We start from the raw sequence: 17,428 nt of genomic DNA, 5'->3' as shown, positions 1-17,428 counted from the left end.
TCCATTACTTGAGCTTAGTCCACTTCACGTTAACGTCAACTGAGCTATAGTTTTCTGTATAGAAACCAAAACCTGTCACGCAGATGACGATAATAGAAAGGAAGCATAAAGATGGAACGAGAATGCATGGAGTTTGATGTCGTGATCGTGGGGGCCGGACCCGCAGGCTTAAGCGCCGCTTGTCGGCTAGCTCAACTCAACCAAGACAGTGAAGGTGACGCACTTTCAATTTGCGTTGTAGAAAAAGGCTCAGAAGTGGGCGCACATATTTTATCTGGCGCTGTTTTTGAAACTAGTGCCTTAGATGAGCTTTTCCCCGACTGGAAAGAAATGGAGGCCCCGCTAGCAGCCTCGGTTCAACGAGATAATTTCCTTTATCTTACTACTGAACAAAACCATATTCGAGTTCCTCACATCCTTACACCGCGTCCAATGATAAATGGCGAGAATAATTACGTAATTAGCCTTGCCAACCTTTGCCGTTGGCTCGCTAACCAAGCAGAAAATCTTGGGGTGGAAGTTTTTCCGGGCTTTGCCGCTGCAAGCATCAATTATGATCAGACTGGCGCCGTGACAGGCATTAACACGAGCGATATGGGACTAGATAAGAACGGCCAGGCCAAACCTAACTTTGAACCAGGTATCGAGCTAAGGGCAAAATACACCCTTTTTGCTGAAGGTTGTCGCGGACATCTGGGTAAAGAACTTATTCAAAGGTTCGACCTAGACGCAGGAAAGCAACCACAGCACTACGCGCTTGGCCTAAAAGAGATATGGGAGTTACCCACTGACAGTAAGGATGTATCTGGCAGTGTTATCCACTCCGCTGGCTGGCCCTTGAGTGAAACAAATACCACAGGCGGCGGTTTTCTCTATCACATGGAGAACAACCAAATCGCCGTCGGGCTTATTGTCGACTTGAATTACAGCAATCCTTACTTGAGTCCGTTTGACGAATTTCAACGCTTTAAGCACCATCCTGCTATTGAACCACATTTGAAAGGTGCTCAGCGCATCGCTTACGGCGCAAGAGCCATTGCGAAAGGTGGACTTTCCTCTCTGCCGAGACAGCAATTCCCTGGCGGTTTATTGATTGGTTGTGATGCGGGGACTTTGAACGTTGCTAAAATTAAAGGCAGCCACACAGCAATGAAATCCGGAATCATTGCAGCAGAAGCGGTACATACGGCCCGACAAACTGGAGCTTCTGAGCCAGACTACCAGTCGTTGTTTGAACCATCATGGTTGTATGACGAACTCGCTGAAACGCGTAACTTTGGTGCGAACATTCATAAGTTTGGCAGCATACTGGGCGGTGCTCTTTCGACTTTTGAACACAACCTGTGGCAACCACTGGTTAAGAAGCCGTTACCTTGGTCTATCAAGGACTATTCGCACGATCATGAGCAGTTAAAACCTAAACAAGAGTGCCACCCAATTGCATACCCAAAACCAGATGATGAAATCAGTTTTGATAAGCCTTCGTCGGTATTTTTGTCGGGAACACAGCACGAAGAGAATCAACCTTGTCACCTTGTTCTGACTTACCCTCACATTCCAATTGATGTGAATTTAGGTATGTATGACGAACCGAGTCAGCGCTATTGCCCCGCTGGGGTTTACGAAGTGGTGGAAGTGGACAATAAGTTGAAGTTTCAGATAAATGCCGCCAACTGCGTTCATTGCAAAACCTGTGACATCAAAGATCCTTCGCAAAACATCACGTGGAAAGCACCAGAAGGTGGCGGCGGACCAAGCTATCAAAACATGTAGATACGTTAGTATGTTGACGATCTAACAAATGGATAAACAAACCGATTGGCAGAGCCTCATTACTCCTGCCAATCGACAAAATGATCAAGCAAGAAGTCGATAGCCAATCGCGCTCGTAGTGGTAGAAAGTGACGATTCTGATAAACAATCCAGCTGCTGTTGCCGCTTCCCCAATACGGCTCTAGTATTGGCACCAAACGACCAGACGAAATAGCATCGTTGAAACTACTCTTCGGTAAGTACGCCACACCTAATCCTTCTGCACAGGCTTGCAAGACCGTGTGTGCGTTATTGCTCTTCCATCTGCCCTGCACTTTTACGCCATCTAAAGGCTTGCCGTCTTTTTCAAACAACCAAACGTCCTTATTGGCAATAATGCAGCTATGACGCTTGAGTTGCTCTGGGTGCGTTGGCAAACCATGTTCATCGAGATAACGCTGACTGGCTGCCGCTGCCATGGGACGATCCACCAGCTTTCTCGCAACCAAGCCTGAATCACTCAACCTGCCGTAACGAATGGCAAAATCGAAACCATCTTCAATAAAGTTGACCATGCTGGTGTTGAAGTTAATTTCAACCGTGAGATTAGGATGTTGCTTGGCAAACGCCATCAAGGCAGGCGCTACATGGTTCTCAGAAAACGCACCAGCGGCACTCACACGTAACGTACCACTCAATTGAGTTTGCTGCGTGGTGAGTTGCTCATTGGCTTGCTGAAGCCCAATCACCAACTCTTTACACTGTTGATAATACGCTTGCCCCGCTTCCGTTAGACTCACCATTCTTGTCGAACGTGCTAACAAAGCGACACCTAATCGCTCTTCTAGTCTTGTGACTTGGCGACTGACGTGACTGGTACTGCAACCTAACTGTTTTGCCGCTGCAGAAAACCCTAAGCTCTCAGCAACCGTAACAAACTCATTGATGCCTTCAAAACTGTCCATACTTACCTTTGCTATATAGCAATAATGTTTTGCCAATTAATCGTATTATCACTTATTTGTTTAGCAATTAGTATGAAGGTGTTCAACAAATACACGTAAGCCAAAAAGGAAACCATCATGAAGAAAGTACTCATCATTGTGACGAACCATGCGACCCTTGGTGAAACTGACCAAGCAAACGGAACTTACGCGCCAGAGCTCACTCATGCCCTTAGCGAACTACTGGGTGCAGGCTTCGATTACGACATTGCCTCTATCAAAGGCGGGCAAGCACCACTGTACGGAACCGACATCGAAGGTGACGCAATAAACGAGAAAATCTTGGCGGATGATGATTTCCAGAACCGCATCAATAACACGATTCCAGTGTCACAAATCAACGGTGACAACTATGATGCGATCTTCTATCCGGGTGGTTTTGGTCTTCTTTCAGACCTAGCGAGCAACGAAGATTTTGCCAAGATTTCTGCAAAACACTATGAAGATGGCGGTATTGTTGCAGCAGTTTGTCATGGTCCGGGCGCTCTTCTTCCTATCACGCTTAGCAATGGCGAAAAGCTGCTTGCGTCTAAATCAGTAACAGGTTTCACTCGCGAAGAAGAGATCGACTTCGGCACCATCAACGATATCCCATTCCTATTGGAAGAATCTCTTGCACGCAGCGCAGCGCGCTACTCTAAAGTGCAACCATGGCAAGAGTTTGTAATTGTGGATGATCGTGTCATCACAGGTCAAAACCCAACGAGCGCACACGGCGTAGGCAGAGCGATTGTTGAACACCTAGCTTAAACGCGCCGGAAACTACAACCATCCTAGAAGAGGAAAGCGTGCTTTGTCATGCTTTCCCTTGCTACAGGCGATTGCAAGATGCGCTTATACTTCTACCCCTGCTTCATCTTCTTCTACGATATCCGTTTCTTGGTTCGCCTCTTCCAACCATTGCTGTAAAGATTCACTTGCTAGCACCTTTTGTTGGTAAGCTTTGGCACCTTCCGATAACTCGATACCGTAAGTTTGGAAACGCAATGCCACAGGTGCATACATAGCATCAGCTATCGACCATTCTCCAAATAGCCAACCGTTGGGATACAGTTTGGCTTGCTCAGCCCAAATGGCATCAATACGCGCAATATCCTTACGCGCACCTTCCGTTAAATCGACTTTTCTGCGTGCGCGGATGTTCATTGGGAGTTCGCTTCTTAAGTTAAAGAAACCCGAATGCATTTCTGATGCGATGGCGCGTGCTTTAGCCCGTTCTGCAGACTTACTTGGCCATGCTTTGCCTTGTAAGTATTGCTCGTTAACGTATTCCAAAATCGCTAATGAATCCCACACTGTTGCGTCACCATCCACTAAGGTAGGGACTTTCGCGGTTGGTGTAATATCTTCCAAGGTCTTATAAAAATCTTCTGTGAATAATTTGAGCTTGGTGACTTTCACATCCAGTTTGAATTGAGAAAAGATCAGCCATGCGCGAAGTGACCAGCTTGAGTAGTTTTGATTAGCAATAAACAGTTTCATGACGCCTCCATACGGTTCGTGTTTTGAGTACCCATTCACAATATCTGATTGTATTTAAGGGGACTAACGGATAGTTTTGATGGAACACTTCAACAAAAACGATGGATGAGTTTTAGATATGGATATCGATGCGTTACGCAGCTTTCTGGCTTTTGTCGAAACGGGAAGTTTCACTCGTGCAGCCAAGCAGATCAATCGCACCCAATCCGCGTTCAGTGCTCAAATGCGTAAGCTAGAAGACGAACTCAGCGTCAGTTTGTTTGAAAAAGAAGGTCGCAACCTAGTATTGAGTGAAGCGGGACTGGCACTGCGCTCTCACGCAGAGCAATTGGTTAGCTTGCACAATCAAGCGCTGAAACAAGTGAAACGTTATGAAAACAAGCGCCCTCTTCGCTTAGGTTGCCCCGAGGATTACAACGACAATATCCTGCCTAGAGTCATTCGCGTATTACAACAATCTGAGCCCACATGTTCGATTCAAGTCTTTAGTGAGCCAAGCATCACTTTGAGAGAAAAACTCGATGAAGGAAAGCTAGACGCCGCTATTGTGACAAGAGCACCGGACAGTGAGGAAGGTTACTGGCTAGCAAGCGACAAAGGCGTATGGATTGCTCATCCTGATTTTGACATTGAGAACGCCCAACCTCTCCCTCTCGCCCTATTCCAAACCGACTGTAAATACCATGCGGCAGCAGTAGACGGATTAACCAAACGTGGCACTCCTTATCAACTACTGGCATGTTGCAATACGGCTTCTGCACAACGAGCAATTGTACGTTCAGGCATGGCTATCGGTGCGATGGGCAGTATTAGCGTTAGCGAGGATCTTAAGATCTTAGACGATATGCCATCGCTACCTTCCGTGGATATCGTTTTGGTCACGGGCGTCGAGCCTCATCCGATACTGGATAAAGAATGCTTGGCGCAATTGGTTGAGTTAATGGCTTAACCGGATTAGCTAGCCAATCACAAAGTTAAATTGGCCAGTTAATCGCCCGTCGGTTCGTATGGTTTCAAACTGTAGATAATCTCGGGCTTTGCCACCCCACCATTCATCACCAGTATTGCCTTTTAAGTACAACTGAGTGGTCAGAAGCTCTTGGTTATCCCGCCACAACTTAACGTGAATGTGCGGTGGGCGAGAAGCATAAGGCACGGGGTACAAAGTCTGGAACAAGTAGCGACCATCCGATTGAGTTTCTACCGCGCCAAAACCTGCAAAGTGAGTATCAAACTTATCATTATTTGGCTGCTTAGGGTGATCGTAAATCCCCTGCCCATCGCATTGCCAGATTTCTACTTTGATGCCTGAAACTGGGTTTCCCGATGTATCTACGACTTTACCTTGCAACACGATAGCTTCACCGACCAAACCTTCTGATTGCAGAATCAAGTTTTGACGAAGAGGAATGTTCACTACTGGATAAAATGGCCCTTCAGTTTGTGCTGGCGTTGGCCGGATTGGTGCTTTCGCTTTTAAAGAGGGTACGAACAACAATGTCCACAGCACTAAAAAGTGTCTTCTTTCCATGGTGCCACCAATACAATTGCGTTGAATTAAGTTTGGGGGAACTTGAGGGATTTGCCATAACGAATATAAAAAATGCCCCTGCAAGAGAGTCATTTGCAAAGGCACTGTGGAACGAGATGATGAGTGTTGATTGAAGGTTTATGCGGCTTCGAACGCCAATGCTTTCTTCTCTACCTGACGGAAAATGAGAGTTAGCACACCATTTACCGTTAAATAAAATGCGCCTGCAATACCAAATACCGTCAACGTATCGTAGGTTTGTGCGTTAATGCGCTGCGCGTAACCCATCAGATCCATGATCGTAATCGTGCTTGCTAGTGACGTGCCTTTGAAGACCAAAATCACTTCGTTCGAGTAAGCCGGAACAGCACGGCGAATAGCGTATGGCAGAAGCACTTTCAGTGTTGCGGTTTTGTTCATGCCTAACGCACGACACGCTTGCCATTGACCGGAAGGAATCGCGTTAAACGCTCCTTTGAACAACTGAGTGCTGTATGCAGCGGTATTTAGTGCTAGTGCTAACATCGCACAGAACCAAGGTTGGCTTAACCATGTCCAAAATACACTTTCTCTTACAGCATCAAACTGACCCGGACCGTAGTACACCAAGAAGAGCTGCACCAATAAAGGCGTACCAGTAAACAAGGTGATGATGCCACGACTTAACCAATGCAAACCCGGAGTACGTAGGATCAGAGTCAGCGTCATCATCAAAGCTAAGAGACAGCCCACAACCAAAGAAGCGGCGGTCAATTGAAGGCTAGTGCCTAAGCCATCCAGCATTTGCCAAACGTGTTGTTCGTTCATGCGGTCGCCTCCTGTCCCATACTCATACCTTGAATTGAGAACTTCTTATCAATCAGTTTTACGGCACGTTGCGTAATCAAAGTAATGCCTAAGTAAATCGCCGCAGCTGTTGCGTACCATGTAAACGCTTCATGCGTCGCTGCAGATGTTAGCTGCGCTTGTTTCAACAAATCCGTTACGCCAATCAGTGATACAAGCGCGGTGTCTTTCAGCAGAACCAACCATTGGTTAGTTAAACCTGGTAGTGCGTGTCTTACTGCTTGTGGTAAAACAATGCGAACGAAAGCGTGTGCTTGACTGATGCCGAGTGCACTTGCTGCTTCTCTCTGCCCTCTTCCAACGGCTTTTAATGCGCCACGTAGAGTTTGAGAAGCGTAGGAAGCGAAGATCAATGACAACGCCACCACGCCAGACAAGAACGGGCTAACTTCAATAAAGTCGCCGGTGATTAAAAACAGAACCTGCGTCGAACCAAAATAGATGAACAACACGACAAGGATTTCTGGCAAGCCACGTACAATCGTCACAAACGCCGTCATTGGCCATTTAACGAAAACGCGGCGAGACATTTCACCACTGGCGAATACCACTGCCAGAATCAAACCGACTAAGAGGCTTGTGAAGGCTAGCTGGACAGTCATCCAACTAGCTTGAACAAGCGATAAAGAGTAACCCGTTAGTGCCATATTACTTACCGAAGTATTTGTTGTAGATTACGTCGTATTCGCCGTTTGCTTTCACTGTTTTCAGTGCTGTGTTCAGCTTGTTCACTAGCTCGTCGTTACCTTTATTTACTGCGATACCGAAACCGTTACCGAAGTATTTAGGTTTAGTGATGTGCTCACCCACGTAAGCTAGGTTGTCTTCTTTCTTGAACCATTCTGCTACGACTGCTGTGTCACCGAATACAGAATCAATACGGCCATTTTTCATATCGATGAACGCGTCTTGGTAGCTTGAGTAAGGAACCGCGGTTACGCCCGGCATTTGCTCAATCAGGTAGCTTTGGTGTGTTGAACCGTTTTGAACACCAACACGCTTACCTTCTAGTGCTTTTTGAGCAGTCACTTTTTCTTTGATAGAAACAAACGCTGCTGAGTTGTCATAGTATGCATTCGTGAAATTCACTTGCTCCAAACGCGCCTCAGTAATGTCCATTGCAGAGATTGCCGCATCGTAGCGCTTGAATTTTAATGCAGGGATCAGGCTGTCAAAAGATTGGTTGTGGAAGGTGCATTTTGCTTCCATTTCTTTACATAGTGCGTTCGCCAGATCCACATCAAAACCTTGGATTTGGTTGTTTTCATCCATGTACTCGAATGGGGCGTACGTCGCTTCCATCGCAAATTTGATCTCTTCTTGTGCTGCTGCGTTTGCTGCCATAGTTGCAGAAGAAAGGCCGATTAGTGAAGCTAGTAGAATCTTTTTCATTGCAATACTCCGTGTGTACTTAGTGGGCTGACACTCGCAATGACAGCCGAGCTTATCTGTTAAATAGACTGAACTTTAAAAACGTAATTTAGTGATTTAAGTAGTCAGCAAACTGGGCGGTTTGCGGGTTAGAAAACGAATCATTTGTGCCGTGCTCAACGATGTGTCCTTTTTCTAAATACAGTACGTGACTAGCGATTTTCTTGGCGAAATCCACTTCGTGCGTCACAACTACTTGTGTAATTCCGGTTTCGCTTAAATTTTTAATAATCTTAACGACTTGGTTAGTAATTTCCGGATCAAGCGCAGCGGTCGGTTCATCAAAAAGCAAGACTTCCGGTTTCATCATCAATGCACGAGCAATCGCCACACGTTGTTGCTGACCACCAGAAAGTTGCATCGGCCATGCATCCGCTTTGTCTGCCAAATGCAGCGTCGCAAGAATTTGCATTGCCTGCTTCTTCGCTTCTTCTTTATCCATGCCAGCGACTTTTACCGGAGCCTCAATCAGGTTCTCCATCACTGTCATGTGTGGCCATAGGTTGTACTGCTGGAACACCATGCCTACTTTACGACGAAGCGCTAAACCTTGTTTCTCTTTGATTTCAGTAGAGAAATCAAAAACATCATTTGCGATGTTTAGCTTGCCGTTATCCGCACCTTCAAGAAGGTTAAGAACACGTAGTAGAGAGCTCTTCCCTGCACCACTTGGACCAAGTAACACCAGTGTTTCGCCGCTTTCACACTTAAAGCTGACATCGTGAAGCACTTGTGTCTCACCGTAGGATTTATTGATTCCGCTTACCTGAATAGTCATGCTGACATACCGCATTAATTGTCACTTAGCATTTATATTACTCAAAAGGATTTTTTATGCAATAAAAATGTATAAAAATTAATTTTGTTAAATTTTTGTATGATAAGCAATCAATACAACAGAGAATATGACTGGTTTAATCAGTTGGTTTTAACTGAAATTGTTGATGAAAATCCAACAATATGATGGCAATCGAAACAAGGTTAAAATTCTGGTTACTTTTGTGCTTGTGTAGACGGAATTTTGAGTCTTTGAACGTACTACACCCGACGCAGACCTTCTCATTTTTGCCGGGCTTCCCCCCTCGATTTCCGGTAAAGCCTTCTATCGGCGGGTTCCTGATTAGGACTTTGTGAATAGACTATAATTTCTCTTTGTATTCTGACCCTTAATTCGAGTCATCTAAGTATGAGTGAGATAACCCCATGTTGAAGTCGCATTGTTTTTCTCTCATTGCACTTGCTTCTCTGAGCTTACTTTCTATACCCAGCGTTTGGAGTAGAACAGCAATCGTGTTACCTGGATTGCATGAACAGGGTATTGATCTTCAAGATAAGCCTATCTCTGCTGCGGCTACACGTGAATGGGAACTGGATTATGCTGATATCTTATTCGGCGCTTACGAAAGTAAAAGTCATAATGAGCGTGTACAAGCACTTGGTTACATGTACAACCAAAAGCTGGAACTTAACTCAGGTTGGCTGGAAAACGATATACGTAACCAAGCAGAACTGAATGGAATTGACTACGAAGATTTCTTTCTCCACTTTTCTGAAGACACTATCCTAGCTGAAGTCGACTCAAGCCATGGTGAAAATACATTACTCAATCGAAAACCGATGATTGTTGGTTATACGGCTAGTGCTGACCACGCCGGTTTTTGGCTATATCAACCACCGCCATGGGATGCTGATGTATTTGGCCAGGCGAATAATGGTGGAGCCCTCTATGTCTATCACTCAGAGAAGTTCGACCGCTTAACCTTTACGTTCTCTCAGTTTGCTCAAGGCGGCAGCTTCACGATTGAATACCCTTCTGCTATCGACTCGTTTGGTCGGGTAACTGAATGGAAAAGCTTCGCGATTAAAAAAGACAAAACTGAGAACATGACTAAAAACCAAACAGTAAACTGGTCTGTTCCTTCGGATTGGGTTCGCGCTACAACGCATGATGGTAGCGGAAAAACTTATGGTGGCGGTCAGTACTTTGGCTCCACCTTTTTACGCGACGGCGGCCGCCTTTACTTTGCGAAAATTACTTGGCATGACGACAACATAGAAAACCGCCCACGTCTCGAAAACATTCAACTCAAAAATAGCTTCCCTGCCGTCAATATCTCAGGAGCACCAACGGAGACACCGGAAGGTCAAACCATTCAACGCTGGCGTAAAATTCGTGGCTTCGACAAATCTGCAGATCGAAACCAAGACAATTATCTTTCTTGGAATGAATACAAAAACCGTTCAAATAAGAATGCAACCGCACGATTTCGTTGGGAGTCACGCGTTATTCCATTTGGTCGTATGTGGAATCAAACCTCTTCTTGGGCATTGACCAATCTCGGCAATCCCTTTTTTGCCAATACAATGCGCCACTCTTACCAAGCTGAATGGGCGAAACAAGGTTTAAATGGTGCGTACAACGACGATACGAATAAGTTACTCGGTGCAAATCAGTTCTACATATATTCCGGAGGCACAGTGGATGAGCTTGGTTTGGTGGCGGGTAGCCAAGCTGCTGACGATGCGTACAAAGCGCAATTCTCGGCGTTCTTGAATAAACTGGCAACGCTGGATGAAGATGCGTTAATTGGCCTCAACATAGGTACGGCAAACTTATTCGGTCGTAATGGGCAAAACCACTTGGTTAACGCTGGCTCCTTGTACTTGCGCGAGCACTACCTTTTCCCTTCTACCGGCTTTAGTGGCTATGCTGGGTTAGCTAAGTTTTGGGATAACTCTGCACTCGCCAAAGCTGGCCAGAAAGTGATTTATCAAGCGACAACGCGTTATGGTCGCGTTCAATACTTTGGCAACACAGAAGACAATTGGAAACAGGACCAATACTCTGCACTAGCGGTGTTCTACTTAAACTATCACCCTGAGCGCAGTTACTTTAATCAGTGGAACAATGGCTATTTATATGGAAGTAATAACACAACAGGTGACAACTTCTGGAAGGCAGGCGTACCAATGAATATTGCTTATCAACCTAGCACCTTGCTTGCCGTTGATTTGGGAGAGCCTGCCAATCAAACACCAGAGGGGTATCAGGCGACTCCGGTAATGATGTCCACCAGTACGCCCTATCCTGCCGATTACACAGTCATTGGAGATGCTTCTATGAGCAAAGTGGCTCATCCTGACTTGCCCAATGGCTCTATCGATTTGTTACCAACCCATACGTACTTTGCGTATCGCTCAGACGATACGGTGGTGATGCATGGTCCTACGGAGATGGTGTTAGCCCGCGAATTCACTAAAGGCCGAGTGCTGTATCGAACTGATTTCTTTGGCAAGAATATCGATTATTTCACCTCACCGAAGATAACTATCGCACTTCCAGAGCCTATGCGACCTGTAGATCAAGACGGTAACATCGGCGACTATGTTTCTCATATTGAGATTGGCGGCTACGAAGGGGTGTTCTTGCTGTATTAATTCCCTTTCAACCCGTCTCATCAAACGCTTCATAAATCGCCGTTTTTATGCTTAACGTCACTGAAAAAAACTTGTTCACTGAATCTTTATAAACCGATGTATATACTGAAGTAAATGACAACGACAAGGAAATTCAGTCACATGAAGACGACACCTTCAATGCTCTCTGTTCTGCTGCTATCAGCATTATCTACTCATGCAAATGCGGACGAATGCGGAAAAATAACCATCGCAGACATGAATTGGAATTCGGCAAGCTTAATGGCGCACATCGACCAATTTGTCTTAAATGAAGGCTACCAGTGCGATGCGGAATTGATCCCTGGTGATAGCGTTCCTACAGGCACCTCTATGATTGAAAAGGGACAGCCTGACGTTGCGCCAGAGTTATGGACAAACGGTATTAAAGAAGCACTTGATAAAGGGATTGCGGATAAACGCTTGCGCATCGCTAGTGAATCGCTTGTCAATGGTGGTGAAGAAGGGTTTTGGGTTCCCGCCTATCTGGTAAAACAGTATCCAGAACTCGCGACGATAGAAGGCGTCATCAAGCACGCCAAACTATTTGAACACCCAGAGGATGATGACAAGTTCGCGTTTTATAGCTGCCCTGCTGGTTGGACATGCCAAATCACCTCCGGTCACTTGTTTAATGCATTAGGGTTAAGTGAGCACGGCTTTGAGATGGTTGACCCAGGATCTGGCGCAGCATTAGCTGGCACCATCGCCAAAGCCTATGATCGCAAAATGCCTTGGTTTGGTTACTACTGGTCACCGACCCCCGTATTGGGCAAGTATGATATGGTCAAAGTGGATTTTGGTAGCGGAACAGATTTAGAAGAGTATCGCAACTGTACCACTCAGCCTGATTGCGCTTCACCAAAAGTAACAATGTACCCACCTTCTCCAGTTCGCACAGTAACAACTGAGGCGTTTGCGAGCAAAGAACCCCAAGCATTCGCGTACTTGCAGAAACGCGGATTTACCAACGAGCAAATGAGTGAAATGCTGGCCTGGATGGAAGATAACTACGCGGACGGTGAAGAAGCGATGTTTTACTTCTTTAATACCTACCCTGACTTGTGGAAAGGCTGGGTATCTGAAGACGTCGCGGTGAGAATCGAAAAAGCGCTTTGATGATTAATACTTAAAGTGCCACAAATCATTTAACCTCCCATACCGTTTGAATAAACGGCATGGGAGACTCGTCAACGACTCGTTAATACATGGTGTGACCATTCAATGTTTCTTTAGGAATCTCTTGCAGAGCGTCCCAATGTTCAACAATCTTCCCATTATGATCAAAACGAAAGAAATCCATCGTCACGTATTCAATATCATTAGGCCATGTTTGGTGAGTGTGTAGTGCCACTAAGTTCCCTTCAGCAATAGCTCGTACAAACGTAATGTCTTTATTGGGATACTCATTTTGCATCCGCTCAAAATACTCGATAAAAGCCTCGGGGCCATTTCCAACTAATGGATTGTGCTGGATGTACTCATCGCCAACATAGTCTTCAACCGCTTTTCTTGGATTACCTCGATAGGCGGTTTCGTAAAACGCAATGGCATTTCTTTTATTCTCTTGCAGATCCATTTTTCTTACCTGTGTTGCTCCATCTTGCGGATAACGGTAATCATAGTCTTTGAACTTCAGAAGTGACCAAACTTCGCGCACAAAAAAGGCCGCTAAAGAGCAGCCTTCATCACTTCTACTTGGAATCATCGCCTTTCATCGCTTAAACCACACCGCCAGCACCGAGCATAGAACGCTCACTGTTCTCCACCAGCAACGCGGTTGCGGTTTGTTTCAGTGTTTCCCATTCTTGGTCTTCGACAAAGATACCATTTTGCCAAGAAGCTTGTTGCGTGCGGCTTAACTCATCACCTTCAATGTGGGTGGTATACCCTTGTGCACTTTTCTCGATATCGAAATCGTTCACGGAGAGCTCGATAACCATACTATGCAAATCCGTATCATGCCCATCAAACTGATCCGAGAAAAAGACTTCTGGCGCGATTCGTCCACGGTTTAACACATAAAGCGTTCGCTTGGGACTAGAGCCATTGACCCATTGTGCACGGCACGCAATGCCTTTTGCAGAGAGCTTCAACAACTCACTAAAACCTAGCCAACGGTTATGGCACTGCGTCAACGTGATAGCAATCGACTTACGGTTAATCATTTTCTCAAGTGCGAAATCCAACACGGCGGGTAAATGACACGCTACACTCCCGTTGTGCAGTTCTACCTCTATGTTTGACGGCGTACTGTTGGTCACCGATACGGCGCAGTCTGAATCTAACCCAAGAAACAGACTGGCGTTATTAAAATGACGAACTCCATGTAAGCCAACCATTTGCAAGTCCGCCACCATGTTCGCAATGACATCCGCCTCACCACAGTGACGGCGCATGCCAAGAAATGCCTTATTAACCGCGGCCACCAATTCGTTGTGAGAGACGATCATAATGCAAATCCTCCACTGATTTTTTGATTATCACTTTGCGCAATTTCGTCACGTGGCGGCATGCTAGGGAAAATCCATGTGTCTGCCAGTTTAGGGTCGTGAATTTCATCTAACAACGGCGCACCTTGGAAGAAAGTTACTCGAACCCAACGATCCGAGCGCGGATCAAACTTAGTCGCGCCAAAGATCGCCAATTTACAGCGCAGTAAGTGCATTGGTAACGCATCTTTACGCAGCACATTCATTTGAATATCCCCCATCGCACGGTTGCCTAGCGTCCATACGCGACGTGTGATCGAACGATAAGCCGGTTTTTGCAATAGAAACTCTGCTACGGACATTTCTACATCACAGTCAAGCAAGGCCTGGTACAAGCGATTCACTTGTCTGCCGATATCAAGCGGCAGTTCTTTTTCTTCTCCAGCCTCTTCCCCGCGAACACCAAGCCTTGGCTCTTCTTTATCTTGTGAGCGATACCAGAACCAGTAGTTGTTCTCGGCTAGTGAGTAATCCGCATCAATCGCCCAGCGGTACTTGCTTTGCAACACTTCCAGTAAATCTTGGATCTTTTTCCCGCCCGGAATAGATAACGTTTCATCCGTATTCATTTGGCTAGCAAATTCATCCACTAAAGATGGGTAGAGTTCGATCAAGCAAGAGGTGAGGATTTCTTGGGCTTCCACACTCATTGTTTTCTTATGCTCGACCAAACTCGCCCAGTTCGGATGTAATGCCATTAACGTTGTTAGCTTCGATAGCAGTTGTTTGATGTCTGCTATCGCTTGATGATTGAGCCTGTCTTGATGTTCATTGATGGTGATGACTTGCTCTAAATGACGCTGTGCTTTTTGCAGCAATCCTTGCAAAGGAGCATGGAACGACGCTTCACATGGCATCGCAAAGACTCGCGCTACCGCACGTTCACGAGAGGTCATCCATTGGTCAACAATACACGGATGATTAATCAAGTATGGAGCCATGCCTAAGCCAGTCGCATTGCCGACACCAAGGTAGCGCTGCAAGCCACGATGCAAAGCCACCGCGTTGTCGCCACCTTGTTGAAGTGCCAGATAGTGCACCCAATCTAGGCTGAATTCACGCAACATATATACTGCACACATTTGCGCACTAAAAGACTGGCTGAAATCTGAGTTGTTCTCTAACAGTTTGAAATCGGCGATACCAAACTTTCCGTTACCATAAACAGCTGTGGTACGCAGGATATAACCCACTTCCGCTAACTCTTTCGGCTCAGGCTGCTCGCCTTGAGAAAGCGCGCTAACAATGTGCTCAAACACGCGCACACTTTTATTTGCGCGAGCAAGAACAAGTACGTTGTTTGGATTACGCCCCGCTTCTTGTAGCGGTACATTTTCTCGCAATCTTTCCAACAAAGTAACATCAACATCGCCTTGAACCAGTGCAAATGTGACGTCCCACTTTTCTGCAATAACGCGATCATTACGCTCGTCGTCGGCAATTTCATCACAGAATACCACCAAATGATAAACGTGCTCTGGCGTGGTCAATTTGTAAATCACATGACCATAACCACGAGGACAAAGCTGCCACTCATGCTTGGTTACTTGCCAGTTTTGGCTTGCCATATTACGAATCAGACTGCGTACAAAGCTAATTCGGTTTTGGTGCATTGCGCCAAGCCTTTCGGCTGCCATGACAATCGCTGCATCGCGCATAGTTGCTTCCGTATAAGTAGAACGATGTGCATCCATTTTGCTCACCACCTATTTGTTATTGTAAGAATACTAGGGTTTGTGCGGATGCAGGAGGAAAACACCCGCACAAGCTCCACGTTGTTTGAATTAGATAATTGTTATAGCCCTTGCTCTTTCGCCATTTTGATTGCGATTTGCGGTGCATTCCAAAGTGACGGCAACAGAATCAGCGAAACCGGAACCGCGGTAATCACAATGAAAGATTGCAGTGCAGAAATGCCGCCAGAGCCAAGGGAAATTAGGATCAATGCCGTCACACCCATCATTACGCCCCAGAAGGTACGGATGATCGCATTCGGCTCCGTTTCACCACTGATCACGACACTGATTGTGTAGGTCATTGAGTCGCCCGTCGTGACGATGAAGATCGTGGTTAAAATCAGAAATAGAATTGAAGTCAACATTGGCATTGGTAGTTGCTGAGTCACCGCAAGCAAAGCACCTGGCAGGTTAAAGCCTTCGAACGCCGCACTCACGCTACCCGGTTCAGCAATTTCAAACGCAAGGCCTGAGCCGCCCACAATCGTGAACCAAAAACAGGTGGTTAACGGAGCCACAATACTGATGGTGGAAATGACTTGGCGGATAGTTCGACCACGGGAAATACGCGCAATAAAAATTGCCATCATCGGACCATAACCAAGGAACCAGCCCCAGAAAAATACTGTCCACCAGCTTAGCCAACCTTCATCACCACGATAGGTCGCCATTGGGATAAAGTTATCTAGCATACTCCCTACACCTTGAATGTATCCGTTAAAGATAAAATTCGTAGGGCCAAAAAACAGGATGTAAACCATCAATGCCATTGCCAGAATCACGTTGTAACGACTAAGCAGTTGCATGCCTCTGCTTAATCCACTGAGTGCTGACAAGGTGTAAAGAGCAATCGCAAACAAGATGATGATAAGCTGAGTGGTAAAGCCATCAGGAATATCAAACAGCGCATTTAACGCGTAGCTAACCTGCAAGCCTAAAAACCCAATTGGTCCGATGGTGCCCGCGGCTACCGCGATAATGCAGCACGCGTCAATCAATGCACCGAGTTGGCCTTTAAGTGCTCGTTCGCCCAAGACTGGGTAAAGCAAAATACGGGGTTTTAGTGGTAAACCTTTGTCGTAATGCAGGTGCATCACCACGATGGAAGTTAAGCTACCTACAATCGCCCAAGCCAGAAAGCCCCAGTGCATAAAGGATTGCGACAACGCATTCACCGCACCTTGCTGCGGGTTATCTTGCGCGCCGTACAAAGGGGGTGGGCTAACGTAATGCGCGATAGGCTCAGCCGCGGCCCAGAAAACACCACCACCAGCCAATAAGGTACAGAAAATAATCGCCATCCAGCGGAAAGAATCCATTTCTGGTTTTGCAATCCCGCCCAACATCACCTTGCCTGTTCGCCCTGCAGCCAAGCCAAGACCAATAAGAAAAGTGAGAAGCAGCAGTAACTGCCAGTATGGACCAAACACCTGAACTGCCCAGCTAAAACCGGCGTTAACGATCGTAGATAACAGCTCGCCGTCATAAAGTGCAATAGCAACGAACAACGCGATGAAACCACCGCTATACCAAAAGGCCGGGTTATTCAGTCCTAATTTGTCCGTCGTGTTTTCTGTTGTTGATGTGTTGTGTTTTGCTTTTGACTTGCCCGATGACACGCTCATCGTGGAAGCTTTCATGCTATTGGTTAAATCAGACATACTCTGGCTCCAGAGGTTCTTTGCAGCAGCCAAAGAC

The 17,428-nt window shown here is 46.1% G+C and carries 16 protein-coding genes; 5 read left to right on the top strand and 11 right to left on the bottom strand.

All coding sequences use genetic code 11. The annotated features are described in order from the left end of the window. Positions 1-111 precede the first annotated feature (111 nt). A complete protein-coding gene (locus tag R7M72_RS08835) occupies positions 112-1,773 on the top strand; it encodes an electron transfer flavoprotein-ubiquinone oxidoreductase (protein WP_318056139.1) in 1,662 nt (553 codons plus the stop codon). Between the two features lie 59 nt (positions 1,774-1,832). Here the strand turns inward: R7M72_RS08835 and R7M72_RS08830 are convergent, their stop codons facing one another. Further along, a complete protein-coding gene (locus tag R7M72_RS08830; protein ID WP_042521059.1) occupies positions 1,833-2,717 on the bottom strand; it encodes a LysR family transcriptional regulator in 885 nt (294 codons plus the stop codon). A gap of 117 nt (positions 2,718-2,834) precedes the next feature. On the opposite strand from R7M72_RS08830, the gene R7M72_RS08825 reads away from it, so the two are divergent. Beyond that, on the top strand, positions 2,835-3,506 hold the full coding sequence (locus R7M72_RS08825) for a type 1 glutamine amidotransferase domain-containing protein (protein WP_170893282.1): 672 nt from the start codon (positions 2,835-2,837) through the stop codon (positions 3,504-3,506). A gap of 84 nt (positions 3,507-3,590) precedes the next feature. Here R7M72_RS08825 and R7M72_RS08820 read toward each other — a convergent pair whose 3' ends face one another. Next, complete coding sequence (locus R7M72_RS08820) at positions 3,591-4,238, bottom strand: glutathione S-transferase family protein (RefSeq protein WP_193837727.1); 648 nt, start codon at positions 4,236-4,238, stop codon at positions 3,591-3,593. 118 nt (positions 4,239-4,356) lie between these two features. Here R7M72_RS08820 and R7M72_RS08815 point away from each other — a divergent pair, with 118 nt between their 5' ends. Further along, positions 4,357-5,187, top strand: a complete 831-nt coding sequence (locus R7M72_RS08815; protein WP_193837728.1) for a LysR family transcriptional regulator — start codon at positions 4,357-4,359, stop codon at positions 5,185-5,187. Between the two features lie 9 nt (positions 5,188-5,196). Here the strand turns inward: R7M72_RS08815 and R7M72_RS08810 are convergent, their stop codons facing one another. The 5 genes from R7M72_RS08810 to artP all read right to left on the bottom strand — a co-directional run bounded on the left by R7M72_RS08810 (position 5,197) and on the right by artP (position 8,824). Further along, the gene (locus tag R7M72_RS08810) at positions 5,197-5,769 is read right to left on the bottom strand and encodes a protocatechuate 3,4-dioxygenase (RefSeq protein WP_193837729.1); all 573 of its coding nucleotides are present in this window, start codon (positions 5,767-5,769) and stop codon (positions 5,197-5,199) included. Between the two features lie 138 nt (positions 5,770-5,907). Then, the gene (gene artM, locus R7M72_RS08805) at positions 5,908-6,576 is read right to left on the bottom strand and encodes an arginine ABC transporter permease ArtM (RefSeq protein ID WP_238762777.1); all 669 of its coding nucleotides are present in this window, start codon (positions 6,574-6,576) and stop codon (positions 5,908-5,910) included. Then, positions 6,573-7,262: an arginine ABC transporter permease ArtQ gene (gene artQ, locus R7M72_RS08800; protein ID WP_005388570.1), complete on the bottom strand. Its 690-nt coding sequence runs from the start codon at positions 7,260-7,262 to the stop codon at positions 6,573-6,575. Before artQ ends, artM begins: the two co-directional genes overlap by 4 nt. A gap of 1 nt (position 7,263) precedes the next feature. Beyond that, positions 7,264-8,007: an arginine ABC transporter substrate-binding protein gene (locus R7M72_RS08795; protein WP_318056138.1), complete on the bottom strand. Its 744-nt coding sequence runs from the start codon at positions 8,005-8,007 to the stop codon at positions 7,264-7,266. A gap of 88 nt (positions 8,008-8,095) precedes the next feature. After that, entirely contained in the window at positions 8,096-8,824 is a 729-nt protein-coding gene (artP, locus tag R7M72_RS08790) for an arginine ABC transporter ATP-binding protein ArtP (protein WP_086013014.1), read from the bottom strand. Positions 8,825-9,249: 425 nt separating this feature from the next. On the opposite strand from artP, the gene R7M72_RS08785 reads away from it, so the two are divergent. Further along, positions 9,250-11,484 carry a hypothetical protein gene (locus R7M72_RS08785; protein ID WP_064354640.1) on the top strand — a complete coding sequence of 745 codons (2,235 nt, stop codon included), beginning with the start codon at positions 9,250-9,252 and terminating at the stop codon, positions 11,482-11,484. Between the two features lie 141 nt (positions 11,485-11,625). Then, positions 11,626-12,621 carry an ABC transporter substrate-binding protein gene (locus R7M72_RS08780; RefSeq protein ID WP_005375798.1) on the top strand — a complete coding sequence of 332 codons (996 nt, stop codon included), beginning with the start codon at positions 11,626-11,628 and terminating at the stop codon, positions 12,619-12,621. An 82-nt stretch (positions 12,622-12,703) separates the two neighbouring features. Here the strand turns inward: R7M72_RS08780 and R7M72_RS08775 are convergent, their stop codons facing one another. From R7M72_RS08775 to R7M72_RS08760, 4 genes are all read right to left on the bottom strand, one after another. Next, positions 12,704-13,081 (bottom strand): nuclear transport factor 2 family protein, encoded by a 378-nt coding sequence (locus R7M72_RS08775; RefSeq protein WP_005390944.1) that lies wholly within the window; start codon positions 13,079-13,081, stop codon positions 12,704-12,706. 142 nt (positions 13,082-13,223) lie between these two features. Continuing rightward, entirely contained in the window at positions 13,224-13,955 is a 732-nt protein-coding gene (locus R7M72_RS08770; RefSeq protein ID WP_213907622.1) for a DUF3726 domain-containing protein, read from the bottom strand. Beyond that, positions 13,952-15,688, bottom strand: coding sequence for a hypothetical protein (locus tag R7M72_RS08765; RefSeq protein WP_213876122.1), 1,737 nt, complete (start codon positions 15,686-15,688; stop codon positions 13,952-13,954). Before R7M72_RS08765 ends, R7M72_RS08770 begins: the two co-directional genes overlap by 4 nt. Positions 15,689-15,789: 101 nt before the next feature. Next, the gene (locus R7M72_RS08760) at positions 15,790-17,391 is read right to left on the bottom strand and encodes a BCCT family transporter (RefSeq protein WP_213876120.1); all 1,602 of its coding nucleotides are present in this window, start codon (positions 17,389-17,391) and stop codon (positions 15,790-15,792) included. Between the last annotated feature and the right edge of the window lie 37 nt (positions 17,392-17,428).

The organism is Vibrio sp. YT-18 (assembly GCF_033337345.1).
In the GTDB taxonomy this organism is placed as follows: Bacteria; Pseudomonadota; Gammaproteobacteria; order Enterobacterales; family Vibrionaceae; genus Vibrio; species Vibrio alginolyticus.
The sequence above is the reverse complement of the archived record's forward strand: the minus strand, read 5'-3'. Positions and strand labels throughout refer to the sequence as shown.